The organism is Moorena producens PAL-8-15-08-1 (assembly GCF_001767235.1).
Lineage (GTDB): Bacteria > Cyanobacteriota > Cyanobacteriia > Cyanobacteriales > Coleofasciculaceae > Moorena > Moorena producens_A.
The window spans coordinates 617,048-643,873 of record NZ_CP017599.1; the positions used below are offsets into that span (position 1 = coordinate 617,048).

Consider the following 26,826-nt stretch of genomic DNA (forward strand, 5'->3'; position numbering starts at 1 on the left):
GGTTAATTGTTCATTCAATTTCAATTTTCCATTTTCCTGTATGTATGCCTTTATGTTCCAGACAGCAGATCAGTTAATGGTTGAGTAATCCAGTTCATGCCAACTTTAAGTTGGTGCTCTATAGTTGGCATCCGATAAAGATAGGCAAGTCGGCGCACTATGTGGGCTAAAGGACCATCCAGCTTCACACCTAAACCAGTAAGAGTTGCATTGTCTTTCCCCAAAGTCATCATCTCTCCCAACTGCTGGTAACGGAAGGGCAGCAGGGGACGCCCAGTTAAAGAAGCCCAGACATTCCAACCCACATAATCGGCTTGCTGAAAAGCGGATTGAGCTGTATTGGGAACTGGTTGATTATCAGCATCTTGGCAATCGGCTAGATCACCTAGGGCAAAAATTTCGGGATGGTCAACCACTTGTAACCTTTGGCTGGTGATCAGCTGACCACGCTGGTTTTGTTTGAGCGGAAGCGATCGCACAACTGGTGTCACTCTTGTCCCTACTGTCCACAGCACCAAATCTACCGGAATAGTATCCACCTGTCCTTTATACAACAGAGAAATGGTTTCAGGTCCAATGGACTCAACACTGGTTTCCAAATCAATCCAGACCTTCTGTTCATTCAAAGCTTTGCGTGCTGCTTCCCGGTTAAAGTCCGTTGATGTTCTTAGAATCACATCACCGAGTTCAATCAACCGCAACCTTCCGCGCTCTCCCAACCGTTCGGCTAGATGGCAAGCTAGTTCCACACCAGAGTAACCTGCACCAACTATAGCGATCCGGATTTTATCTGTATCGGATTCTTCCAAAATCCGTAACCGTTCTTCCAGGTGATAGGCATCAGTAATAGTTCGGAACGGGATAGCATACTCAGCCACCCCAGGCACCTGCTCTAGGGGGGTTTCTCCACCTAGGGCTAACACCAGGCGATCATACTGAAATTCCGCTCCAGTCTGTAGCTGTACCTGCTGCTGTTCTACATCAATGCCTGCTACCGCTGCCTGAGTAAACCGTACACCTGTGTTTGCTAACAGTTCTTCATAGGGTGGAGCAATTTCCCAGGTTTGTAGTTCGCTGGTGATCAGTTCATACAACAGCGGTGAAAATAAGAACCGATCATTTTGATCAACCAAGACAATTTCTGGTTGTTGGGGCTTTTCCCAAGGCAGCTGGCTTAAGCGTAGGGCTGTATAGAGACCCCCAAAGCCTCCACCGAGAATGCAGATTCGGGCTGGTTGTTTAGTCATGGTTGATTGAATCGGGGATGTCCTCCACGGGGGAACTTCTTTTAGGATAGCAAGGCGATTACAACAGGGTAGCTGGGTTTCACCTCCCCCACAGTTAATACCAATTCTTCAACGTAAGACTACAGATGCAGATGGGGAGATCGGGAGTGTCGGGAGTGTCGAGAGTGTTGGGAGTGTCGGGAGATGGCCAAATTAAATTGATCTATAGCCCTAATGCGCCAGAATTGGGATATAAGCGTGAAAATGATTTCAATTTTTATTTTCTAGTTTCTATTTTTTAACTGTTTTATCCTGATCAACCACGCTTCACCTTGAATATTGATTGATGTAACTGTTGCTTTAGACAACAGCTAGAAGCATTGTTTTGAGCGAAGCCAAATGAAAAGTTTTCAACACTATCTAGCTCCTGTTGCGATTGCAGCAATTGTCGTTGGTTTCAGTAGCTATGGTTTGGTGAGTGATAACAATCCTGGTTCCCAGAAAACTCCTGTAGGGAATCTATCTGCTGAACCAGCCACCGAGGCTAGCTCTACCACTGGTGTAGCACCCTCTAATACTACTCTACCTAAGATTACTGTACCTACGGAAGAAACTCAACCAGGAACCAAGGTTGGTAAGGTCGCGCTTAAGGCTACAGTCAGCCAAGGTAATAATAATAGCAATCGAGCTAACGGAGTAATTCTTAATGTCTATCGGGCTGACAGTCAGTGTCAGTCTCTGGTATCTGAACAGGTAGCTGTACCAGTAGGAAATCCAGTAAATACAGTTATAGGAAAAGTTTTAGAGACTGGTAACTCCAGTGACTTTAATGTATCGGGATACCGCGTGAAGGTCAATGCCAATACTGGTGTGGCTACCGTCGATTTGCGCCTATCACCAGATTCCCAGCGGCAGTTTGTCTCCCTCTCCACTTGTGAGCAATTTGCCCTTTTCGGTAGTTTGCGTAAAACTCTTACTGCTAACTCTGAGTTAAATATTAAAGATGTTCGATTCACAGAACAAGGAGAAGATATTTATATTTGAACTGTTAGATAAAACTTACACAAAACGTCAGTTTGTGACGCTTTCAGAGGCAAACCCCATGTAAATTCCAAAAGCCTGATCCAGTAAGGATTTAATCAATTGATAAAAACCAGGACTTGATTCTCTTGGTGGGCGTTCACGCTTGTGGGGAAACCCGACCGGGGTCGCACTGTCGCTCTTCATCCTTACTCCGCCAGCATGTACAAAAATATGATGGGTTTGCCCTGCCCTGTGTGCTCATCCAACGCCGAAGCTACTGCTTTCGGACGTGGGATGAATTGCGGCGGAAGCTCAGGAATGGATATTTTTGTTTGTCGAGAGCAATTGGGTTTTGTCGAGATTTGTCCAAGTTTTGGTGAGAAGTATCCTTCAACAAAGGTCTTGCTTGTGCAAGACCCACTGTGATTAGCCTAAACGCAATCTGCCGTACTTGTGCTACTGGTAGTTTCAGCTGCTTTGCGATCGCTTTGAGAGAAACTTTGCCTGTTGTATAATGCCACACTTTGCATTCTAAAACGTTGAGTCGATAATGGGATTGGGGTGGATCGCAGATGGTACTGACTAAACCCCAATCAGGGTCAGGCAATTGCTCAGCCAAAGCCTCCCAGTGCTGCAGTTCCCTTAACCCGATCAATGTTGCTTCTGTTGCCGGTATACTTAAACCGGTCATTTCCAGGGTTGGGATCGGCACGTTCTGCTCGAATTTAAATCGACCATCTTTCAGTTCAAACAAAGGACACACTTGCCGTTGTATTTGAATCTGAAACAACCATTTTAGTTGTGCAGTTTGTAAAATACCTTGACTTTGGAGGTATAAACCCAGTGGCTGATTGGGAGTACATGACTGAGCGAGTTTATTGACTATACTGTGTTTAACCCACTGATGTTGAGCAATCAGGACAATTAAACCCTGATGGTCTAATCGATTAGCTGCTGCCACAATCCGACCCTGATACACCCAAATGTGATGAACTGGTCGCCGGTATCCAGAAACTCTGGGTAAGGCAGTAATTCTCAGCCAACCAGTTTTCTTTCCTTTCTCTAAAAACTGAAAAAGTTCTGGCAAGTATAAGTCGCTTAGGTAACCATTAAGGGACATGTCGGGTAATTAAAACCAAGAGAGCACCTTGAGAGTGTCAACTATGAGTGACAATAAATTATATAGTGTTAGATGGTTTGTGCGGCAAAATCCAAGTTTTAGCTGTCCGGCAAAAGAAGCCCCACACCTAATGCGTAGCATAGGTGTGGGATGAATTTTGCACAGGGTATGTATGGAATTGCGCTTAATATATGTCCTGATCAATAAAGCCGAACGCGCCCCGCGTGGCCTACGGCCTTAAATACTGGGCAAGTCAGCTATTAAAGAGCGAAAAAATCGAATTTTTGTATTGTAAGGCGTGGGTCGGGGCATCCCGGAGACGAAACCTGATTGTTAGTGGAGCCTTAATCAATAAGTTTGTCGGGTAGGGCGGGGACATCGCTGTCTCTTTCCCCCCTCAGAACCGGACGTACAAGTTTCCAAGTATCACGGCTCAAGCAAATCACTAGGGCTTTCCATAATGTATTCGTTGGTGACACAAAATATGAACAAGTTGGAGATTCTTGTAGTTGTCCAAGCCTCCCTTTGATTTAGGGATGACATGATGGACGTGCAGTTCTTCTGTGTTAAACAGAGATTCTTGACACACCGGACATACAAAGTGCTGGTTTTTTGCTATTTTCTGCCACGACTTTTTCGGGTTTCTGGAATCTCGTTTACGCTTGGAGATGAACCATTTTTGGATTTCAGGGTCAGGGTCATCAGGTGACGATTTTCCAGGTATGAGAACATGGCGTTCTATATTAAACCAAGAGAATTTTAGCAAATGGATTCCACTGCTGTGGTCTCCAAATACCCAGTTATCCTTCCTCTCCAAATTGAATCGTCCGAAGTATTTTTGTTTCCTCCAGGTGTCGTTTTTGTTGGGATGTTTTCTTTTGGCGTATCTTCTAGCCCGTTTATGCATCCATTGGTCGAGACTCTCAAAGGTTTTCCTTGCTACTCCTTTACGGTGGTAATTTGCCCAACCTCTAATGATGGGATTGAGTACCGATATTAATTCTTTGACTGAGTTAGATTTATATTTAAGCCAAAGGTGTCGGAGTTGGTCTCGGATTTCCTTGATTGCCTTTTTACTCGGTTTCGTTAACAGTTTGTAGCCAGATTTGCTGTTACTATCACAGTAGTGTCTGATGTTGAACCCCAGAAAATCGAACCCTTCTGTAATGTGAACAATTCGAGTTTTTGACTCTGATAATTGTAGTCCTCTTTGACCTAACCAGAGTTTGAGCTGTTCAAGAACGAGTTGGGCATCTTCTTTGGTTTCACACAAACAAACAAAGTCATCAGCATATCTGACCACTATACGCTTGCCAATAATTTGACCCCGTTTGTCGTATTTGATTCCGAGTGCGTCTTCCATACCATGTAGGGCTATGTTGGCGCTTTAAGGCGACACAATGCCACCCTGGGGTGTTCCGGCTTCTGTTGTGTAGAATGCTCCTTTTTCCACGTAGCCTGCTTTGAGCCATTTTTGTATCAGCTTTCGGGCCGGAAAGTTTCCAATTTTGTTAATAAGAAACTCGTGGCTTATGTTATCGAAGCATCCTTTAATGTCGGCATCCACTACCCATTTTTTCCGTCCGTTTGGACGAATACCACGGAAGATTTTCTCTAGGGCATCATGGGCGCTTCTGCCCGGTCTGAAACCGTAACTTATGCCTTCAAATTGTGCTTCCCAACATGGTTCTAAAGCATTCTTGACTATTGCTTGTAGGCAACGGTCAATTAAGGTGGGAATGCCTAGAGGACGCTTTTTCCCTTTAGATTTGGGAATGTAGACCCTTTTGGCTGGTAGTGGTTTCCAAGGGATAAATTTTGTCAGGGAATCCACCAGTATTCCTCTTCCCGTGGGGTTCAATACTACCAGTCCGTCAACACCGGGAGTTCTTTTTCCCTGGTTGAGTTGTGTACACCTCCTTACTGCCAGGAGAATATTACTGTAAGACTTCATTAGAAGTCTTTGTAGATTTCGGAGTGTCTTCCAACGTTTCTCACGAGTAGCCTTGAAAATTCGCCGTCTCAAGTTCTTAACTACACGGTTAGCTTTTTGCCAATCTATCGATTGCCAATGAGTATAGTTCTTATCAGTTACGTTTACGCCTGCTCCCGGTCATATCTAACTTTTCCTAATAAGTTCAGTTCTCAAACATTGAATTTCCACAGATTCACCAGTCTTCTGTCAGCACCCTTTTGGGTTGGGTATTTCAGGTTGATTACCTGCCCTATCCGTCGAGTTATACCTGTTTTGGCTTTCCTCTGGGGTTTCCCCCTGTCCGGCATTCGCTACTGAAGACCTCCCTCACCCGCATCGGGATTGATAGTCCTCTTGCGATTTCTCTACTTTGAACGTGGAAACTAGCTCAAAGACCGATTCGGGGTTATCCTGTTCCGCACGGGATGGAGATTCAACCAACTTAGGACTCTATCTTTACTCCGGGGTTAGGTGTCCGCGAATGATGCTGGTCATGACATCATTCCTGTGACCCAATCTTCCGTAGTCAGTCACTTTCGGGAGTCAGATGTCACGAAGCATGAGATAGATTTGCTGTTCGCTGTCCATATTGGTTTTGCCCTAGCCTCCCATATGACATGTGACTATCTACTTGGGTTCGGCATTTCCTCTCGCTGTGCGACTCCTGAATTACTTCGGAAGCCGTGAGAGAATGGACACAGGCATTTGGACACTTACCTGGGGAGTTCTTCTGGAATCTCCCACTCTCCCGTGCGACTTTCAGGTCGCACTAACCATGCATCTGCATAGCCGACCAACCATAAAGGCGACCAGTACCTTACGGTAACTTCTGACCGTGTAGTTAATAAAGCTTGCCTAGTATCCGTTCGCGCAGCGTCGGCGAAAGCCGATACCGTTGGGTGGAGTTGGCTTGAAGCCTACACGCTCACTCGTTCGCGAAGCGGCTCTGTAAGAGCAGTGTCAGTGTAGGAGTATGTCACGGAGTCAAGGCGTCAGTTGGAGAGTTTGAATGTCAGCAGTTTCCGATTAGCTAAGACCGCGCATATGCCCCACACCTCAATGGGCAGCATGAGTGTGGAATGAATCGCGAACAGGATATGCATGGATCCAAGGATAGAGCTATCAAACTCCTAATCAACTCAGATGAAGTCATTCCTCTGGGATTGGCCTCTTGTTCCAGTTGTCTTTTTTCAAAATCGGTAATCCTAATTGTTAATTTTTTATCTTTGATTTGACCGTACGTATAATATAATATTACTAGGTCGATAAACAAGAGGGCAAGTCAAATGAGGCTCGCGTACCAGTACCGGCTAAAACCGACAAAATATCAGCAAACTAACATAGAACACTGGCTATCAATGCTGTGTGCTCAATACAATTACTTGTTGGCGGCTCGATTCAGGTGGTACGAAGAAAATCGTTGCTCAATTAATGCTTGCCCTCTGGTCTGTCATCTTCCCGAATTAAGAGACAATCCAGATTATTACTCCCAGAAAAAGACTTTACCCGATCTCAAGAAGACTCATCCTTGGTACAAAGATATCCATTCCCAGGTACTTCAGGATGTAGTTAAAAGAGTGAAGTTAGCTTTTGACAGGTTTATCAAAGGTGACAGTAACGGGAAACGGAGCGGCAGACCCAGGTTTAAAAAACAACACCGTTACCGTACCTTCACTTATCCCCAAATGAAGGAAGGGTGTTTGGAGGACAACCTAATCAACCTACCCAAAATAGGAAAAATAAAGGTTATACTGCATCGCCCTATCCCTGATGGATTCAAAATAAAAACAGCTTCGATCACTAAAAAGTGTGATGGGTATTACCTGGTATTGTCCCTAGAAGATAAAACAGTCCCCGAGATTAAACCTGACATTAATCCTGACTCAATAGTTGGTATTGATGTTGGCCTTAAAGATTTCTTAACTACATCTGAGGGGGAGACGATCAAGATCCCCCAATATTACCGAAAGGCTCAAAAAAGACTAAGGGTTATTCAAAAGAGAGTATCTCGACGTAAGAAGGGAGGTAGCAACAGACTTAAGGCTATAAAGCAACTTGGTAGGCAGCATAAAAAAGTATCAGACAAGCGAAAAGATTTCCATTTTAAAACAGCAAACTACCTGCTATCAAAGCATGATGTAATCGCTCATGAAAAACTAAACGTAAAAGGAATGGCTAAGTCCCGACTGGCATTATCTGTGTTGGATGCGGGATGGTCAAGCTTCCTGACAATCCTAGCAAGCAAAGCCGTTCGCGTAGCGTGGCCTACGGCCTTGAATGCTGGCTTGTTAACGATTCCAGTAAGCCCTAAAAATACTTCACAGAATTGCTCTAATTGTAATAAAGTCCCTAAAAAGCTGCATATTCGGTGGCACGATTGCCCCCATTGTAGATGCAGCATAGACCGCGATCATAATGCGGCAATTAACATCAAAAACAGAGCGGAAGGGCAGTCCGTTCTTAAAGCTCAGCGCCTCCTAAGCGATAGCCGGATTGGCGCTTGTTGCCTACACTGAACCTGCAAGGTCAGTGTAGGAGCTGTCACCTCAACCGCGATCAGCCCCACGTGTCACCTTGGGCGTTGGCTTTTGTTGACTAAAGCCGAGAGTTCTTAGGACAAGGATAAGAGGTAGGTTAGCCATCGCTCCGGGCTTTCCAGGTAGGGAAACAACCTTTGATCACTCAGCCCCTCATAAATCCCAGACAAAGGTTGTTTTTTTGATCGGAGCAAAGATGTTGTACTATAATAGTATGGGTTTGACCATTTCGACAAAGAGCTAAGTTGGAATTAGATAAATTCAATCCTGGATTGAGGCTAGATTATTATAATAGTTGTTTTCAATACTTGGAAACATACCTCAAAAAGCAGGAGCTGTTGAGTTTAAATAGAACTCTTCCTCTACGTCTGAAATCATTTCTTATCGAGATAAGTTCCAAAGAAATGATTTTACTATTCAAGACTAGTTTTATATTGCAGTCTTCTAGACTAGTTTGATTAATAATTCCAGCTTTGGATTAACGGTGATATCAACTGAGCAATCAACTAAAGCGCGAGCAATTCTGAAAATTTTACCAACTCTAAAACGCGCTCTGAGGGAATACAGTTGTGTTGACCTCCATAATTAAGAGTACCTTTAAGTAGTACCTTTAAGTAGTACCTTTAAGGAAGTTTTGATCCCGTTTAAAAAGGGATCATAAGACGACACTTGACCGTCAGTTAAATGTAGATAGGTCACATAAGTTACTAACCAATAAGGGCACTTCTTCTACTAAACCGGTTGTAATTAGTCTAAAAGCAACTTGTTGTACTTTTTCTACTGGTACTCTCAGTTGCCTTGCAATTCTCTTGACAGAAACATTGCCATTGGTGTACTCCCAAACTTGCCACTCTATAGAGTCCAAACTGTATTTAGGTTGACCACCGTTGATACTGACCAAACCGCCATTCGGGTCAGGTAATTTATCTGCCAGAGCTTCCCAGTTGCGGAGCGATCGCAATCCCTTCAACATAGCTATTTTTGTTGGCATACTCAAACCCGTCATTTCTCGTGTTGGTATAGGTACATTCTGTTCAAAGTTAAACTGACAATCTCGGAGCTGAAACAAAGCACAAACATGCTGTAGAATTTGCATTCGAAATAGCTGTTTTAATTGGTCACCCTGTAAAGCACCCTGAGTTTTAAGACATAAACCCAGAGGTTTATCTATGGCACACAGCTGAGCTAACTTAGCAATTACCCGTTCGCTAACCCCGCAGTGTTTAACAATCAGCGATACCAAACCTTGATTGTCTAACCGATCTGCAGCTGCCACCAGGTGACCCTGATACACCCAAATATAATGAGTTCTCCTAGGGGTTACTTGGTTTCTTGGCAAGGGAAGCAACCTTAGCAAACCAGTTTTTTGTCCCTGGGCGATAAACTGAAACACTTCTGGTAGGGAAATATCGGTTAAATGGCCTGTAACAGACATAATTGTTAATTTGCTTCATACTAAAGGGTTAGCGGAAATTACTAATTTATAATATATTAAGATTTGTTAAAAAAACACCTGAAAATAGTTTTTCAAAGTAAACGTCAACGTCCTATGAGCTGAGTGGCTTGTTAATTTGAAATTAAATCCCATATCAATTGATTTACCATCTTGAGAGAAACAATAATTGGTAGCAGTTTCCGAAAGGTCAGACCGATATACTCATGAGGGGTCTCACCCATCGATTGATTATGCACTAGCGATGTTAAGGCTGGTAAAAAAGTTTCCTAGAACGCTTCTACCTTAAGATCTGGAATACCAAAATTATTGCTATGGGCAGATAAATTTTCCAATAAATTTTATATTTAACAAGCGAGGGGAAAAGCAAATTCATAGGCTATAAACGGTTCTATACCCTGTTTTATACCCTATTAGTCAGGCTTAATTTTTTAGTGAGACTCTGATCAGTAATTGCTTACTAGGGTTGGATCAAAATCTTTCAACTGACGCGCTCGCCAATAGGCTCTGGATCAACAACCTACTTTACCCTTCATCGAAGGGCTATACTTAATGGCAAAGGCTAGTCTAGCCAAAGGCGGCTCCTAAAGAGCAACGACCACCGCGCTCGAGGGCGAGAATGGCTTACCTTAAGGGCATATCTGTACGAGAATCCATTCAGGGTAAGCTCTACAAACTCTATGGGTTGCAACCTATTTTTTTGAGATTAGATTAGATGCCCCATTCAGACAGCCCACAACAATCAATCTCTTGGTGAGCTTTCACCCTAAGCTTTTTCAAAGCGTAGAGCCGCAACACAAAACCACCATTCCCTGACTCACCATCCAATATTCGGATTAGAAACAAAGCAACGTTCGCGTAGCGTGACCTACGGTCAAAGGTTTGCGAGTTAGCTCAATAAACGTCGATTCCTTTCGCGTAGCGTGACCTACGGTCAACGGAAAGTCTGCAAAGCACGCTCTTGAGAACTATTGTCGGATTCGACTAAATAAGCTTTACACCCTAATGAGGTCTTAAAAATGACCTATGCTTGATGGCTACTCTCAAGCTTTATACTTTTGAGCCTAACTCCAAATGAAAGATCAATATCTTTGAATCGATAATCTTTAAACTATCTTTATATTATCCCCAATTGTGAAATAGTCGAGTAAGTTGTGAATAAAATGTGAATGTATCGGTTCCATTTTTCACCTCCTACCTGGTAACAATTGGGTTTAATAGATCACGCATCAGGTTGGTTTAAGGCAGAGAACGCTTTACTCATGAAAAAGTACTACTGAGTGAAGTTTCCAGCTAGGGATTGAGCTGGGAATACACAATCTTGACCAGTGGCTTGGGCTCGCTCAATAGCCTCATCAGCGGCTCGATAAAGGCTTTCGATGTCTGTGCCATCCCCAGGGTACTCTGCCACCCCAGCACTAAATGTTACCTGCACTAGCTCACAGTCATGAAATTCTTCACTAACAGTCTCCAAAATTTCTTGGAGCCTTCTGACCCCAGCCTGTCGATTGAGACCATACATCCCGATGAAAAACTCCTTACCTCCCCAGCGGGCCACTATATCGTGACTGCGAAACTTTTGCCGCAAGATTTGTCCTAACCGCTTCAGAATTCTATCTCCCATCACATGACCATATTGCTCATTCACCTGCTTTAAGTTGTTTAAATCCAATAAGGCATAGCAAAGAGGTTGATGGTAGCGTTGGGATAAGTGCAGTAATCGGTTGAATTCTATGGTAGATTGACGACGATTAGCCACACCAGTTAATTGGTCAGTTTCTCCTAAACTACGGAGCAGTTTGGTACGCTCTAGACGATGGAAAACACGGGTGACTAACTCTGATTTCGTTATCGGTTTAAAGATATAGTCATCAGCTCCAGCTTGATAAATGCGGTGAATTGTTTCAGAGTCTTGGTGTTCACAAAGCAATAGGATAGGTAATCCATGCCAGATGCGATCATTGCGCACAACTTGGCACAGTTCAATCCCATTGAATTGGGGCATGTCTAAATCCAAGATCAGTAGATCAGGTGCTGTCCCTTCGAGCTCTTCCCAAAATTGATCGGGTTCTTCTAAGGTAATAATCTGCACTCCTAAAGGTTGTAGGAAGTGTCGTATACTTTCGAGCACTAGGGGATCATCGTCTACTGCCAGGACTTTGGCGGTGGAAGGTCTGTCTTGATTTAAGACATCTTCAACGGTGTCTAGTAACTGTATTGGGGTAACAGGTTTGGATAAAAACGCCCGTCCTCCCTGACGAGCAACCTCAACGCGATCTCTAAACCGATTTTGCTGTGTAGAAACGATTACTGGGATTTGAGGGTATTGGTTCTGGAAATATTTGAGGAGTGCGATTCCGTCCTCTCGATAATTGGGAAACATCAAGTCCAGTAGCACAACATCAGGTATTTCTTGATCCATGACAATTCTGGCTTGCCTGGGATCTAGGACAACTTTTACTTGCATATCCCAATTCACTGCTTCTCTTTCCAACTGTTGTGTCAGTTGCACGTCTCCATCGATAACTAAAATCAATGGAAGCTTTTTTGGTAATTGGTCCGGTGCCAGGGGTTGTGATCTATTATCTTCGGTTAGTTCAGGCTCTTTTAAGACAGTAATGGTTGAATTATCTTCCAACTCACTACTGACATCACCAGAGCATGCTGATGGAGGTTGCTGGAGTTCTTCAGACAGAAGTGCTACCAAAGATGCCAGATTTTGAATATTAGTTGGGGAGCTTAGTTGCTGTAATTGAGGACTAGGTAATTCTATTTGGTTGTCATAGTTCCTGCGTCTTGACCGATATCTCCGTTTACCGGAGTTCCTGGTCTTGGTTATACTGACTTCCTGTAGCCAGTACTCAATAGTTTGGGCTAGCCGTGATCCTTCCACTAAGCCAAACTTATCTAAAGCTCTCACCAGCTTGTGGACTTGCTGCTGGGCTTGTTTTCGCAGCTCCTCAGTAAGATGTCCGGCTTCGAGAGCATTAACCGCCTGTTCTACAGTGGCAAACTGACGCCACATGGTTCCTTTAGAACGTTCCCAAGGCTGATTGAACCTTGTTGGGGTTGGTTTGAGTTTCTTTATCTTGCTCCTCGGTAAGCTCTTGAGGCGATAGCCCATACCATAGACAGTTTCAATCACATCATCAGCTTCAACACTCTTGAGCTTGCGCCTTAACCCCTTAACATGTGCCCTAACTGTTTCTGGTGAAGGAGGGTCTTCAAATGACCACAGATGTTCGAGAATGATACTCTGACTAAATACTCGGCGCGGATGGCTCAGGAATAGTTCTAGAAGACCGTATTCCTTTGGTGAGAGATGGAGCAGTTGCCCTTTATAAGTTACTTCACAGGTACTCGGGTCTAGGCAAACATCACCCCATTCCAGTAGCCTTAATCCAGAAACACTGTGGTGACGCAGTAATGTCCTAATCCGAGTCAACAGATCCTTGGCTGTAAAGGGTTTAACAATATAATCATCAGCTTCAGCATTAAGCTTGACTTGCTCAGCAATAGCTGCTTGAGAAAGCAACAGCAAAATCCCTCTATCATAGCTTGCCTGCCGTAGTCGCTTACACAAGCTGATACCATCGAGCTTGGGTAAATCCACTTCCAGCACAATCAGGTCATAGGTAAAGGCTTGAGCATACTCCCAACCCTCTTCCCCATCTCCAGCAATATTTACAATATAATTCTGCTCTCTCAACACTTTACTCAAGGTTAGAGCTAGAGCATTGTCATCCTCTACCAGCAAAAGTCTCATGAACAATCCTGCTGTAAGCCTAGTCCTTTACAAATTTTGGATAAACACAGAACACTAAAAAATATACCTCTTTTGACAGATGCTATATATAATTTCTTGATGTGTGTTCATCACTATTTGGGTTTTACCATTAGTAACGGCTAGTTGCACTGGATCATCTCAAAATTCTGTAAAGAGTGTGTAAAGATTGTGTCCAATTGAGAAGTGAGCCTTCCCTGTCTTAGTGAGCCTTCACCCAAAGCTCTGTTGGTGCGCATTCACCCAAAGCTTTGAAAAAGCGCGGGGTCCCACCGCAGCTATTTGATGGAGGCTGAGCTTCTTTCCAGAGCACCGAACTATGAAGATACTAAAGAAAGCCTTGTGAGAATACAGGGTTGGGGATTGGGATCAGGCAAACGGAACAACGGAAGATCGGATTTTCCTTCTGTTTTTTCATTTAACCTTTACTCATACCAACTTGCATTCATGGGTAGTACTTTCTTCCCATCACCCAATCACCCGATCACCCAATCACCTGATCACCCGATCACCTGATCACCCGATCACCCGATCACCCGATCACCCGATCACCCGATCACCCGATCACCTTTTCAGCAAGCCACTCTGTTGGTGGGCCTTCACTCAACGCTCTGTTGGTGCGCATTCACCCAAAGCTTTGAAAAAGCGCGGGGTCGCACCCCATCTTTGATCACAACGCGCGGATCAGTGGCTTTACCACTCCTTTAACAAAAGGGTGGGGATGAAGCCTCTGTCCTTCGAGAACACTAGTCCAGTAATAATACCAAGTTCGACTCAAATTCGTAAGTCATGCTCTTGGTGGGCCTTCCCTAGCCCTTTTTCAAAGCGCTAGGTCGCACCGCTTTCAGTTGTTATTAGTCCTTTGTCACCACTCGAGAACCAATTGAGTAATAGAAATTGAGAAATTCACGCTCGATGAAGGTTTGCTGGAAAATCTATGGATTTATAGCCATCCCTACTACTAACCTAAGTTGCTAGTTCTCAAAAAACACCTCAAAATGGCTTAAAGACACCAAAACTTAGCTGTCCGGCAAAATTCATCCCACACCTAATGCGCAGCATTAGGTGTGGGATGAATTTTGCACAGGGTATCCATGGAATTGCTATAATATATTTACTGGTAAACAAAGCCGAAAATGCTGGTTTGTCAGCAAAACACTCTTAAAAAAAAGACCAAGAAAACAGAGCGGCAGGGCAGTCCGTTCTTAAAGCCCAGCGCCTCCTAAGGGATGCCCGGATTGGCTGGGAAGCCTACACTGAACTCGTTCGCGGAGCGGCTCTGTAAGAGCAGAGTCAGTGTAGGAGCTGTCACTATCGCTAGATCCTAAATTTAGATTTTACGGCGATCAGCCCACACTCTAGCGATTAGGGGGAGTGTGGGAGATGTCGCATTTAATGATATATTGTACTAGCACTATTAATGCTTGAATCACAGAATCTCGTTGATTGGCATTGAGGCTGACCATCGGGGGTCGATTGCTTTCATCCACAAAGCCCAACGCGATCGCTACATCCTCTTGGGACCAAGCTCCTTCACAATCGACATGGGTTAGACCAATCACTAGGGGAATTTTCACACGCTGTCCCATAAAACTGAGCAGGCGACGGGAAGAGCTAAACTGACTGGGACGATGGGCATCAACAAGGAGTATGTAAGCATGCGCTTTCCGAATCAGGATGTCCCACATGAAATCAAAGCGAGACTGTCCTGGAGTACCATATAAATGTAGCGCCATATCTTGAGCAAATTGCAAACGCCCAAAGTCCATCGCTACTGTAGTTTTTTGCTTAATTTTAGTTGTCACGTCCGTTGCTAGGCAATCTGTATCCACTACATCAATTTCGCTAACCGAGCGAATGAAAGAGGATTTTCCAGCACCCACGGCACCGGTTACAACTAGACGCATAATTTCCACGCTTATTTGCTGTTAGCCGTTCTGAAGTAGAATCGGAAACACTACAACACTATTGTCAACCATAGGATTAGGATTATTATGCTCTGATTGCAGAAAAACTACCATTAAGTCCAAAAAGTACCTAGCTGTTATTAATCCTTAATTACCTCCTTAAGAAACCAAGTAAGTGTTGCACAAAGCGATTGCTCAGCTCTTGAGGATTGTCCTCCTCAGTTCGATTTGCCCCAACGGCGACTGGCTCTAATTCCTGTGATTGCCAATAGTTCTGTTGATATGAAGTCAGCATAGGCACTTCTGCGACTAAACCCACGCTAATCAGCCGGAAGGATATCTGTTGAACCGTTTCCAGAGACTTGCCCAACCGAGTAGCAATATCAGTCAGGGGAATTGACCCATTGGCTAATTTCCAAACTGCAGCTTCCATAGGGTCTAGCCCTAACTGCCGATGACCGACCATCGCCCTAGATAGTGCTGAGGTTGTCTCAGGTAGCTTGTCTGCTAATCCAGTCCAATCTGGTAGAGCTCGCAGACCAATTAGAGTAGCTTTGGTAGCTGAGATGCTTAAACCCGTCATTTCTATCGTGGGCAAGGTTGCCTTAGAGTCAAACCTAAATTTAGCATCTTTGAGCCTGAATAAGCCACAAACTGAGCGTAGCACCTGGGCATGAAATAGTAGTCTCAACTGCTCTGGATGCAGAAATCCCTTAGTCTTCAAGTACAGACCAATAGGTTTATTGGCCGGACATCGGTTTACCTGTTCATTGATTACCTCAGGGCTCAGCCAACCCCGCTGACACATCATTTTCAGCAGGCATTGGTTATCCAGACGATGGCTAACTGCCAAGATCCGACCTTGGCGCAGTAGAATATGTCGAGCTTTTATTTCTTGACTATGCCTACTTAGCTTGAATCGGAGGGTTAGTAATCCAGTTTTGTTTCCTTGATCGAGGAACTGAAACAATTCTGGGAGGGAAAATTCCGCTAAAGAACTCGTGATAGCCATTACTTGCCAATAAGAAAGAAAGTCACCTATTACTAGGCTTAAGTTTATTGATAGTCACAATACATAATGAATAATCTATTTTTTTTGATCGATTTTTTCGGATTTTATATTAAAGTTATTAAATTTTAATTATTTGACAATACAATTCTAACCATTGGGTTAGTAATTCCCTAAGTGTAAAGTAAAAAAATTCTATCTTATGACTGATGCGTAAAATTAAGATATAAGCATCACAGAGGAGAGGTTCAGCAGGCTTTCTGACATTGGCAATCTGAAATTGGCAATAGGCTTAACTCAAACCTGGGGCTTATATAGTTTTCCCAGTATAGCGACTTGCCGTTAACACCATAGGTATCTTGAGTTACCTAAAATCAAAAGGATTTGTTAAATTATTCAAATCACAGCCACCATTTCTACCAAAAATCCTAGGTAATACATTATCTTGAACTAGCTGTCAAGATAAAATTCACCCACCCTACTCTAAGCAGTGGCAACCTTTCATCTCGTTGCTGTGGCACTTTAGCTAGAGTTTTGTTTCATAAATTCCTGGAATGGTCTGGTGAGGCTCTAAAGCTACCTTCAACTCTGGAATCACCCGCTTGATTTCCAGCATCAGCACCCCCTGTTTAGCTGCCTTGGTGGCTAAGACTAATAGAACAGCATACTCCCCACAGTTGGTTAGTATACCATAACCTTTATTACCTTCTACGAAAATGCGGTCTAGAATACCTCTGGACAATTCCGAGCCAATCCGTTCACCTAGGGATAACATAGCAGCTGACATGGCTGATACTCGTTCTTCATCCATCTCGCTCGGTAAACTGGATGCTATAGGCAGTCCATCAGGAGAAACTAAAGCAGCTCCTTGAACCTCACTGGTGCTGGTAACAAAATTTTGGATAATGGTCTCCAGCTTGGCGGTATTAATGGTCATGGTTATCCATTCCTCATCAAAACGTTACTGCTCAATCGAATTTTTCGAAAATAGAGTGATAGGGAAAGTCTAGCCAATTATCAAGGTCTAATTGCCATACTCGGTCGTTGCAGTAAATTCGTCGGAGATCTGGCTTGGGTTCGGATATTAGGAACTATAAGCCCAAAGGTACACAAGACCTATGAAACCTTCTCCCCCAGATCAGGAAGCCTAGTGTCAGACTATGGCATAGACTCGGGTCAAATGAGCTATAATTCAGACTTTGTGGTGCCTGAAATTGCCTGGGTCGGGTTACTGGCGGGGGATTTTAATCCTAGTCAAGTGCTGGTAAAACAGCACATATCATCCGTGAGGCTGAGAATCTAAGACTATCACGCGCCAGGGTTTAGCCGGATAAGTAACTTAATTGAACTAGTATTATAGACAAAAACTATGCGAACTCATTATTGTGGTGAACTCCGAAACCAGCACATTGGTGAAACTGTTACCCTCTGTGGCTGGGTCTCGAAACGTCGTGACCATGGAGGTGTCATCTTCTTGGACCTACGAGATATTCGTGGTGTTGTCCAAATTGTTAGTGACCCTGAGCGTACCCCTGATTCCTATAACGATGCCGATCACCTGCGCAATGAATATGTAGTAAACGTTACCGGACGAGTTACTAAGCGTCCTGACGAGTCCCTTAATCCGAAATTGCCTACTGGCGAGGTAGAAATTTACGCTGATCACATTGAACTGCTCAATAAAGTGCGTAAGCAGTTGCCATTTCAGGTGTCCAGTGCTGATACTGAGTCAGTGCGAGAAGACTTGCGGCTGAAGTATCGCTATTTGGACTTAAGACGCGATCGCATGAGCAAAAACCTGCAACTGCGCCATCAGGTGATTAGAGGAATTCGCCGTTACCTGGAAGATGAACAAGGCTTCATCGAAGTGGAAACCCCAGTGCTAACTCGTTCCACTCCCGAAGGTGCTAGAGACTATCTTGTCCCCTCCCGTGTTAATCCGGGTCAGTGGTACGCTCTGCCCCAATCCCCCCAATTGTTTAAGCAGCTGTTGATGGTATCGGGTCTGGATCGATACTACCAGATTGCCCGATGTTTCCGGGATGAAGACCTCAGAGCTGACCGACAGCCAGAGTTTACCCAGTTGGACATGGAAATGTCGTTTATGTCCCAAGAGGAAATTCTCCAGCTTAATGAGACATTAGTATGTCACATTTTTAAAACAGTCAAAGGTATTGATATCCCCAGACCATTCCCCCGCCTCACTTACGCTCAAGCCATGGAACGCTACGGAAGTGATAAACCCGATACTCGCTTTGGCTTAGAACTAGTCAATGTCTCTGATTTGATGAAAGATTCTGGCTTCAAAGTCTTTTCCGGTGCAGTAAAGAGTGGGGGTGTAGTCAAAGTTCTACCTATTCCTGGTGGTAATGAAGCTATATCGAATGTCCGGATTAAACCAGGCGGTGACTTATTCAAAGAAGCAAGCGAAGCTGGTGCTAAGGGGATAGCTTACATCCGGGTGCGAGAAGGAGGTGAAATTGATACCATCGGGGCGATTAAGGATAACCTAAGTGATAGCCAAAAACAGCAGTTATTAGAGGCAACTGGTGCTACTGCTGGTCATTTGCTGTTGTTTGGTGCTGGTTCAGCTGACATCGTTAATAAAACCCTCGACCGCTTACGACTTGTGATTGGTCAAGAATTGGGATTAATTGATTCAACAAAGATTAACTTACTCTGGGTAACAGACTTCCCCATGTTTGAGTGGAATGCGGATCAAAAGCGTTTAGAAGCACTGCACCACCCATTTACAGCTCCCCATCCTGATGATTTAGATGATGTGAAAACGGCTCGGGCTCAAGCCTATGACTTAGTATGGAACGGGGTAGAAATCGGTGGTGGTAGTCTCCGGATATACCAGCCAGAGATTCAGCAACAGGTTTTTGAAGCTATTGGCTTGTCTGAAGAAGAAGCTAACAGTAAGTTTGGGTTTCTGCTGGAAGCCTTTGACTATGGTGCCCCTCCTCACGGTGGGATTGCTTATGGTTTGGATCGGCTAGTAATGCTATTAGCTGGGGAAGAATCTATTCGCGATGTGATTGCTTTCCCGAAAACCCAACAAGCACGTTCTTTGCTAACCGATGCTCCAGGTGCTGTGGATGATAAACAGTTAAAAGAGTTGTATGTCGCTTCTACCTATCACGATGAAGAATGAAGTATCAAGAATGAAGTATCAAGACTTCATTCTTCATCTTGATTAGAAGAGCGATCGCTTGGAGGTTCATTTAACCATGCCAGTGCCGCACCGCTAACTTCTGATAGAATACTGATCAAACGATACAAGGCAACCGAACTCAGCACCACTGCCGGAGCAAAGTCATGCTCTAGTAAACCCACTGCAGTGGCTTCAAATACCCCAACTCCCCCTGGTGCCCCTGGGACAATTAAGCCCAACAGCCAAGCTACACTAAACCCACTAAGCAACAGGGGGAGTTGGCTGGGAGTGATTGGGCTTAAGGCTAACAGGGTAAGCAAAAACCCTGAACCTCGCAATCCCAAAAAGCCCAATTCCCCCAACAATGGTAGGATTGGGTAGCGCTTGACCCGGATAATCTGATCTTCATCTGATTCAATGCTTTTCTTCTTGCCTGTTAATTTAGCTAAATACTGTAGGCATGGGTTTAAACACCAAGGATGAATCAGTATCAGTACAGCAAACAGAATTGGGAGTTGAATGATCCGGCTGGCCAAAGGAGAGCTGATCAAAGCCAGCAATAAAGCACCTACTGCCATCATGGGAGGTTCCATTAACACGCTCAGAGTAGCTACTCCCAATGGAACTCCTGCTGTTTTCGCTGCCCAGATCCGACCATAGAAGTGCCAAACGTTACCTGGTAAGTATTTGGCAATGTTAACTTTCAGATAGATCCGGATACACCATCCAAGCCCTGGTTGTTGGTCGAATTCCCGGAGTATCCAATGCCAAACCCAGCCAGTCCAGGTGTGGGCTACCAATGTCACGCCAACAGCGATCGCTAAACAAGTCCATCCAGAAGTGCTGATCCGAATCGCTAGCACTTCTTGCCAGTTGTCTTTCAAGGCTTTTGCTAAAAAGAATAATGTCCCACCTAAGATTGCCCAGCGTAGGTAAGGTTTTAGGGGTGATAGGACTCGCTTAATCGCTACATTCATTGACTATCTATTCTAACATTTTTACAAAGTAATACGACACGAACGAAGATATCACAAATGACAGACAAAGAATGAGAGTGATAAAATGCTAAAAACTCAATTATATTACTAATAGTTAAAAATATATATTTAAAATATAGCATTGTTTATAAAAATTTAGAATTGATCAGCAGTGTGATCGAGTAAGCGTGTTTACAGCAAGTTGGGTTGTTACTAGGTCACTATTGCAACGGTTTTTTGCCCAAGAGGATTGAGGGTTGACAGTTGACGGTTAAAAGTCAAATTCAAGGATAGTCTTACCAGTAAATTACATCTTTAAGCGGCAACTTAGTATTAGACTCGCTTACACTCGAAAGCAAGGGGCTTTGTAGCAGTAGCATCACTATGCCAGAAAACATGTCGGACAAGCCATCGTTCCAAAACAAGTCAAATGAGAAAGCTTTGGAACCAGAAGAAAACTTGGTCATGGGGTTGTGGGGAAAATTCACCTCACAGTTTCACGACGGAAAATCAACCTCACAGTTTCAAGACAAGTATTACCAAAGCTTAGTCTACGGTTTTCGTGACTTGAAGACGGTAGTGTTAAACACAAGGCTATCAAGGCTCTCATTCGAGCAGGTATTTGTCCCCCTAAGATTCGCTACAAAAATTCCAGGTAATAGACCTAACCCATGGACAAACTCCCATCAATCTCAGATCAGTCAGGAAATTTGGGATTTTATCGCCAAAATACCTAAAAGACCAGCCTATCGACATTTGGCAATCATTGCCCCCCCAGGGTCAGGAAAAACCACTACGTTGCAGCATTTGACCCTGACCTATGCCAACAATGCTCACCGCCAGTATAAAGCGCCAAAACTAATTCCTATACTGGTAGATTTGCGGAATAGTTGCGATCGCATTACTAGTGAGCAAACACCATTATTGGCACAGCTAGTTACGAAACAAGTTGAGGAAGGGTCATTACCAGGATTGGGTCAATCCGCAGGCTTGGAGAAACCTCCTGCTAATTGGTTTCGGGATCAGTTAGAAAATGGCAAATGCTTAGTGATGTTGGATGGGTTGGATGAAGTAGCTGATCCGGATCAGCGTCAGCAGGTGAGTCAATGGGTTAACCAGCAGATGCAAACCTATCCCCAAACTGCTTTTATCCTGACATATCGTCACCAGGGCTATCGTAGTATACTCGGGTCGCAGATCGAAACAGTTTTAGAAGTACAACCATTCAATTTCAACCAAATTCAGCAATTTATTCAGGGCTGGTATCCACAAACTAAGATTAGTAGTCGAGGAAAACAATTATCAGCTCAGAAGCAAGTTGAGGATTTAGTAGAGCGGATTAGAAATAATCCCTCGATAGCTTCAATGGCAAGCAACCCACTGCTGCTAACTATGATAGCTACCCTTCACGCTTGCGGTAGCATCTTATTACCAGAGCGTCGGGGAGAACTTTACAGCAAAATTTGCCATGTATTGCTGGAGGTGTCATCAGCTCAGAATATCCCTAGACCGCTAACAACTGTCCAAAAACAATCAGTGTTACAAAGACTAGCACTAGGGTTGATGGAACAGGAAACTTGTGAATTCACCCCATCTGATAGTCAAGAGCACCTAGCATCAGTGGCAGGGAGTCCGCTAAAACCAAAGGAATTTCTTAAGCATATAGAGACAGCTACTGGGTTATTAGTGGAAAGAAGGCTAGGGATTTACGAGTTTGCTCACCAGAGTTTTCAGGACTATTTAGCCGCTGCTCAGGTAAAGGAACTGAACCAAGAGCAGATCTTGACTAAAAACGTGGATAATCCCTGGTGGACTGAAACTATCCGCTTCTGGGCGTCGGATGCTGATGGCACTAACTTGATTAGTGCAGCCTTGGAAAAGGCTACAGAAGAGTCTTTAGCTCTTGCTTATGATTGCCTAGCGCAAGGGTTGACCGTTAAGCCTAAGCTAGAGCAACAACTTGAACAAGTCCTAGCAGCCGATTTAGCATCCCCTAATCCAGAAATTGCTCAGTTAGCTGCAGAGGTTAAGTTATCTAGGCGGTTGAATCAACTATTCCGGATTGATGACAGAATCGAAATTGGCTTGAGTTATATTACCTGTGCTGAGTATCAATTATTTTTGGATGAAACCCTAGCAGCAGGTGAGTATCATCAGCCAGATCATTGGGAAAGCAAACGGTTTATAGCGTTAGAGGGAAATCAGCCAATTACTGGAATTGGAGCTAGTGATGCCGAAGCATTTTGTAAATGGTTGACTCAAAACTACTCAACACCAGGATTCAGGTACAGATTGCCCACTTCCGATGAAGCACAGGAGTACCAAGCGATTGAACAGCCAGTAGGCTGCTGGTGCCAGGAAAAAGAACACAACCTGATTGTGGGCATAAAAGCAGCTAAGTGGAAAAATTGGCAAAAACAATTAGCTAATGTTGTTCAACTAGATATAGCTCTAGATTTAAACCTAAACTTGGAGGGGGAACTAGAACTGTTCCGATACCTAGATATCCAACTCTATCGATATTTAGAGCTTAACCTCTACCAATACCGAAATCTTTACCAAGAGCTTGAACAAAACCTCGACCTCGATCGATACCTTTACCAAAACCTTGAGCCATACCAAGACCTATACAAAGACCTCAACCTAGGTCAATATATCAACCTCAATCCCTACCTCAACTTCAACCTTGAGCGATACGAAAACCCAGATCTTAAATTACTTCGCTTCTATGTGCTGTTAGTATTTATTGCCTGGAGTGTGCGAGCTGATATTTATCAAAAAGCTGCTACCAATCCTGAAATCCTAAAACCTGTTCATTTGACGGTTCAAAATTGTCAAGAATTCAGCCGTAAATATGCCAGTAATAGGGATAAAATTGCTCCAATTTACACATTATTTTTATTAATGGATGAGCGACGAACTGGTCGAATGCCAGCTTGGGAGGGAATTCGGGTTGTTCGAGAAAAAAAACACTAAACTATCCAATAAAACAAGCCAAATAATTATTAACAGTTATAAAGTTAAATGCCGATTAGCTTCCCATGGGCGAAGCGGGCAAGCTGAATGCTAATAGCTAAATCTAATAGCTAAATCCTTGATACAGCGTTTTTCATAACTATCAGGTACACGGGATTTTTTAACTCTTCCCTCTTCACTATTCCCTCTTCCCTCTTCCCTCTTCCCTCTTCCCTACTCCCTGCTCCGAACGCGCCCCGCGTGGCCAACGGCCTCAGTCCCTGCTCCCTAAAAGCCCATAATTTGTACCTCATCGAATTGCAAACCGCCGTAATTTACCATTATCATTAATCACCACAATAAACAATCAAATCAATTTCTACATCACCATTACCAGCCAGACCTATGACTCCAACCGTTGTTCGACAAGGTAACCGATTCTTGTTAAAATAAGAAACATATAAGTCATTAACTGTCTGGTAGTATCTAAAATCAGTCACAAAAATGCGAGCCATAACTACCTGAGCGAAGCTAGTGCCAGCATGGTCTAAAACTAGCTTCAAGTTTTCCATTACCTGTTTAGTCTGTTCCTCAATTGACCCAATTATTACTTTTCCAGTGACAGGGTCTTCAGCTAGCTGTCCCGTCACAAATAGAAAATCTCCTGCCCGAACAGCGTGGGAATAAGGAGCTACAGGTGGCAAAACGTTGTTCGGTAAAGTGATATATTCCAGCACGTTTTCAACTCCTTAAACAATAAACTTTAAATTTTTTGCTGAATTTGATTTTAAAGTGTGGAAATTATAATCAAGGTAGTAACTGCCAAAGTTAGCCACTTGTGGTTTATTTTTGTTAGCCTGCATAAAAGCCTTCAATTAACTCAATACCTGAGCTCCTAGAATGTCTAGACCAGTTTTATACATCGCTATCACTAGCCACGGTTTTGGTCATGCTGTACGTAGTGCCTCCGTAGCTGCGGCTATTCAACGACTGTGTCCGGATATCTTACTGATTCTAGTAACAACAATACCACGCTGGTTATTAGAATCCTACATTCCCGGGGATTTTATTCATCGCCCACGGGCTTTTGATGTTGGTGTTATTCAAACCGACAGCTTAACAATGGATAAAGAGGTAACGTTAACCAAACTACAGCAAATTCGTTCCAATGCTAGATCAATAATTGCTAGTGAGGTTGACTTTATTCGTAACAATCGAGTCGGGCTGATCTTAGCTGATATTCCCCCCTTAGCTGTAGGTATTGCTCAAGCGGCTGACATTCCCTGTTGGATGATGAGTAATTTTGGCTGGGACTTCATCTATCGAGACTGGGGAGGAGAGTTTGCTGAGATTGCCGATTGGATCAGTGAGTATTATGGAAAATGCGATCGCTTATTTCGCCTTCCTTTACATGAACCCATGACCGCCTTCACCCAGATCACCGATGTGGGGTTAACAGGGGGATCCCCAGGCTACAGTACAGATCAATTAAGGAAGCATTTTGATCTGAAGTCTCCAGAGTTTAAAACTGCTTTACTTACCTTTGGGGGATTAGGGTTGGAACAAATTCCTTACCATAATCTATCTAGATTCCCTAACTGGCAATTTATCACATTTGACTCTCAAGCACCAGATTTACCCAATTTACTAAAAATCAAGGGTCACGACTATCGACCAGTGGATTTCATGCCCTTGTGCTCGCGAGTGATTTCCAAACCAGGATACAGTACTTTTGCTGAAGCCTTACGCCTGGATATACCTATTTCTTCAGTTACCCGCTCGGGATTTGCTGAAGCCGCTATCCTAATAGAAGGGGTGCAAGACTACGGTCACCACCAGATTTTAACACCGACAGAATTTTTCCACGGCAAGTGGGAATTCCTCCATCATACTCCCAAGCCTCCCAGAAAATCTCAAAGCTTGGTAAAGGATGGAACAGACAAGATTGCTAAAGATATTGTTAACTACCTCCAGACTTACACTAAATAGCCTAAACAGCCCCTGCCATGATATCTACCGTAGATTCGCTTATAGAACAGATCCAGAATAGCCATAATTCTATCCCAAAGTCCATCGACACACCAGAAACCTCTACTATTGAAGAGCAAACCTCTAAAGAGCAGACCTCTTTCCCCAGCCTAGAGTTGGCAGCACGAGACGTTCGTATGGTACTTGATCAACAAAGGGAGCGCAGTCAAACCTTGACCACAAAGCTCAATATCTTGTTTGTTACTAATGGGGCCTTGTTAACGAGTTTAACCATCTCTGGACTAGTATTTTTCCGCAGCCCCTTTGGTATTGCTGAGATACTGGGATTTATGCTTAATTTTACCCTACTAATCCGTGCTTTTCTCCCGCGTCAGATCGCAGTCAGTCCCAACTTGGGAGATAAAAAATTCCTAGAACGTTACCTGGTACTCTCACCAGAACAATACCAGCTACAGATGCTGGTTAATCTAGTAGAGACTTATAATGCAAACAGGCAGCGATTAGAAGATTTTTCTCTATCGTTGAAGTATTCTGCTTATGTAACTTGGGGGGTTGCCTTGATTATTACGTTGAATGTCATAGCAGAGTTTTGCATTCCTGCGCTTAAACTGATGTGATGTATTGTTGGCTTTCGCTGAGACTATGAATTCTAAACAGGTTAATAAAAAACCCTCACAGGTTAATAAAAAACCCTCCGGAGAACCCTTGAGTTTACCGGAACCAGACCCAGAGAACATCACTGTCTTGACCCGTAACCTGCCCAACGAGCCTATTCTGCCTTGGAATCACTATGATTCCCCTTGGCGTGAAGGGGAACCAGAGAATCCCGAGGCATTGGAAAATTCCCAGCAGGCAGATGAGTCGAGTGACAATCAATCTGCAACTGAGCCAGAATCAGCAGAAAAGCCGGAGTTATCAGAAACTGCTGCTCAACTCGATAAGCTGTATACGGAAGAATTGGCAACTGTTCCTGAGTCGTTATCAGAAGATACTTCGTTATCAGAAGATACTATAGAGTCATCAGAAACTGCTGCAGAATTGGCAACTGTCCCTGAGTCGTTATCAGAAGATACTATAGAGTCATCAGAAACTGCTGCTGTGGTGGATAAGTTTGCTGAAAATCCACCAACAGCTGTAGCCACAGAAACCTCTGAAACACCTGTGGTGGATAAGTCTCCTGACAATCCACCAACAGCTGTAGCCACAGAAACCTCCGAAACACCATCGGAGGAACTGAAACAGCTCGGGTAGCCGTGGCTCGATTAACCAACCCTTCTATGACTCATTATCAACAACGACTCAAAATTAGGACTACCGGTAAATCGTTCTCCAACATTACCGGGAAAGTTCAATCCGTGGTTGCTACATCAGGACTCGAGACTGGATTGTGTACGATTTTCCTGCGTCATACCTCGGCAAGTTTGGTAATTCAGGAAAATGCTGATCCTGATGTGCTCATGGATTTATCAAACTTTTTTGCTAAATTAGTACCAGAAGATGGCAAAAGCTATAGCCATAGTGCGGAAGGTCCCGATGATATGCCTGCTCATATCCGCACTGCACTGACCAAAACATCGGAACAGATTCCTATTGCTCAAGGGAGATTGCTCCTGGGAACCTGGCAAGGCATTTATATTTGGGAGCATCGCCGACAGGCTCACTACCGGGAGGTGGTGGTGCATATTGCAGGGATTTAATCTCAAGCAATATCTAT

At 43.8% G+C, this 26,826-nt stretch carries 19 protein-coding genes and 1 pseudogene; 8 read left to right on the forward strand and 12 right to left on the reverse strand.

Annotation, left to right across the window (positions count from 1 at the left end; all coding sequences use genetic code 11):
• Positions 1-50: 50 nt before the first annotated feature.
• Positions 51-1,247: an NAD(P)/FAD-dependent oxidoreductase gene (locus BJP34_RS02545; RefSeq protein WP_070390981.1), complete on the reverse strand. Its 1,197-nt coding sequence runs from the start codon at positions 1,245-1,247 to the stop codon at positions 51-53.
• A 378-nt stretch (positions 1,248-1,625) separates the two neighbouring features.
• On the opposite strand from BJP34_RS02545, the gene BJP34_RS02550 reads away from it, so the two are divergent.
• On the forward strand, positions 1,626-2,270 hold the full coding sequence (locus BJP34_RS02550) for a hypothetical protein (RefSeq protein ID WP_083304958.1): 645 nt from the start codon (positions 1,626-1,628) through the stop codon (positions 2,268-2,270).
• Positions 2,271-2,523: 253 nt separating this feature from the next.
• On the opposite strand, the gene BJP34_RS02555 is transcribed toward BJP34_RS02550, so the two are convergent.
• The 3 genes and pseudogenes from BJP34_RS02555 to ltrA all read right to left on the reverse strand — a co-directional run.
• A complete protein-coding gene (locus BJP34_RS02555; protein WP_070390982.1) occupies positions 2,524-3,369 on the reverse strand; it encodes a DUF4388 domain-containing protein in 846 nt (281 codons plus the stop codon).
• 445 nt (positions 3,370-3,814) lie between these two features.
• Positions 3,815-3,958, reverse strand: coding sequence for an HNH endonuclease (locus tag BJP34_RS48265; protein WP_267876599.1), 144 nt, complete (start codon positions 3,956-3,958; stop codon positions 3,815-3,817).
• Between the two features lie 252 nt (positions 3,959-4,210).
• Positions 4,211-5,431: pseudogene (gene ltrA, locus BJP34_RS46930) on the reverse strand (group II intron reverse transcriptase/maturase); the annotation flags it as partial.
• A gap of 1,199 nt (positions 5,432-6,630) precedes the next feature.
• Here ltrA and BJP34_RS02565 point away from each other — a divergent pair.
• The gene (locus BJP34_RS02565; protein WP_070390983.1) at positions 6,631-7,860 is read left to right on the forward strand and encodes an RNA-guided endonuclease InsQ/TnpB family protein; all 1,230 of its coding nucleotides are present in this window, start codon (positions 6,631-6,633) and stop codon (positions 7,858-7,860) included.
• A gap of 697 nt (positions 7,861-8,557) precedes the next feature.
• On the opposite strand, the gene BJP34_RS02570 is transcribed toward BJP34_RS02565, so the two are convergent.
• The 5 genes from BJP34_RS02570 to BJP34_RS02590 form a co-directional block, all read right to left on the reverse strand.
• Positions 8,558-9,316, reverse strand: a complete 759-nt coding sequence (locus tag BJP34_RS02570; RefSeq protein ID WP_070390984.1) for a DUF4388 domain-containing protein — start codon at positions 9,314-9,316, stop codon at positions 8,558-8,560.
• Positions 9,317-10,607: 1,291 nt separating this feature from the next.
• Positions 10,608-13,100: a response regulator gene (locus BJP34_RS02575; RefSeq protein WP_070390985.1), complete on the reverse strand. Its 2,493-nt coding sequence runs from the start codon at positions 13,098-13,100 to the stop codon at positions 10,608-10,610.
• Between the two features lie 1,376 nt (positions 13,101-14,476).
• The gene (locus BJP34_RS02580) at positions 14,477-15,025 is read right to left on the reverse strand and encodes a GTP-binding protein (RefSeq protein WP_193431306.1); all 549 of its coding nucleotides are present in this window, start codon (positions 15,023-15,025) and stop codon (positions 14,477-14,479) included.
• Between the two features lie 151 nt (positions 15,026-15,176).
• Positions 15,177-16,037, reverse strand: a complete 861-nt coding sequence (locus tag BJP34_RS02585) for a DUF4388 domain-containing protein (RefSeq protein ID WP_070390987.1) — start codon at positions 16,035-16,037, stop codon at positions 15,177-15,179.
• 523 nt (positions 16,038-16,560) lie between these two features.
• Positions 16,561-16,971, reverse strand: a complete 411-nt coding sequence (locus BJP34_RS02590; RefSeq protein ID WP_070390988.1) for a roadblock/LC7 domain-containing protein — start codon at positions 16,969-16,971, stop codon at positions 16,561-16,563.
• 432 nt (positions 16,972-17,403) lie between these two features.
• Here BJP34_RS02590 and aspS point away from each other — a divergent pair, with 432 nt between their 5' ends.
• The gene (gene aspS / locus BJP34_RS02595; RefSeq protein ID WP_070390989.1) at positions 17,404-19,191 is read left to right on the forward strand and encodes an aspartate--tRNA ligase; all 1,788 of its coding nucleotides are present in this window, start codon (positions 17,404-17,406) and stop codon (positions 19,189-19,191) included.
• 26 nt (positions 19,192-19,217) lie between these two features.
• Here the strand turns inward: aspS and BJP34_RS02600 are convergent, their stop codons facing one another.
• Complete coding sequence (locus tag BJP34_RS02600) at positions 19,218-20,168, reverse strand: lysylphosphatidylglycerol synthase transmembrane domain-containing protein (protein WP_070390990.1); 951 nt, start codon at positions 20,166-20,168, stop codon at positions 19,218-19,220.
• A 384-nt stretch (positions 20,169-20,552) separates the two neighbouring features.
• Between BJP34_RS02600 and BJP34_RS02605 the strand changes: the two genes are divergently transcribed.
• Positions 20,553-23,144, forward strand: a complete 2,592-nt coding sequence (locus BJP34_RS02605; RefSeq protein ID WP_070390991.1) for an NACHT domain-containing protein — start codon at positions 20,553-20,555, stop codon at positions 23,142-23,144.
• Positions 23,145-23,254: 110 nt separating this feature from the next.
• Here the strand turns inward: BJP34_RS02605 and BJP34_RS02610 are convergent, their stop codons facing one another.
• Complete coding sequence (locus tag BJP34_RS02610) at positions 23,255-23,437, reverse strand: hypothetical protein (RefSeq protein ID WP_070390992.1); 183 nt, start codon at positions 23,435-23,437, stop codon at positions 23,255-23,257.
• A gap of 33 nt (positions 23,438-23,470) precedes the next feature.
• Complete coding sequence (locus tag BJP34_RS02615) at positions 23,471-23,860, reverse strand: RidA family protein (RefSeq protein ID WP_070390993.1); 390 nt, start codon at positions 23,858-23,860, stop codon at positions 23,471-23,473.
• Between the two features lie 163 nt (positions 23,861-24,023).
• Here BJP34_RS02615 and BJP34_RS02620 point away from each other — a divergent pair, with 163 nt between their 5' ends.
• From BJP34_RS02620 to BJP34_RS02635, 4 genes are read left to right on the forward strand one after another with little or no spacing between them, the layout of a single operon-like run.
• Positions 24,024-25,112 carry a glycosyl transferase gene (locus BJP34_RS02620; RefSeq protein ID WP_070390994.1) on the forward strand — a complete coding sequence of 363 codons (1,089 nt, stop codon included), beginning with the start codon at positions 24,024-24,026 and terminating at the stop codon, positions 25,110-25,112.
• A 17-nt stretch (positions 25,113-25,129) separates the two neighbouring features.
• Complete coding sequence (locus tag BJP34_RS02625; protein WP_229424213.1) at positions 25,130-25,729, forward strand: hypothetical protein; 600 nt, start codon at positions 25,130-25,132, stop codon at positions 25,727-25,729.
• Between the two features lie 25 nt (positions 25,730-25,754).
• The gene (locus BJP34_RS02630) at positions 25,755-26,363 is read left to right on the forward strand and encodes a hypothetical protein (RefSeq protein ID WP_070390995.1); all 609 of its coding nucleotides are present in this window, start codon (positions 25,755-25,757) and stop codon (positions 26,361-26,363) included.
• Between the two features lie 26 nt (positions 26,364-26,389).
• A complete protein-coding gene (locus BJP34_RS02635) occupies positions 26,390-26,809 on the forward strand; it encodes a secondary thiamine-phosphate synthase enzyme YjbQ (protein WP_070396453.1) in 420 nt (139 codons plus the stop codon).
• The last annotated feature ends 17 nt before the right edge of the window (positions 26,810-26,826 follow it).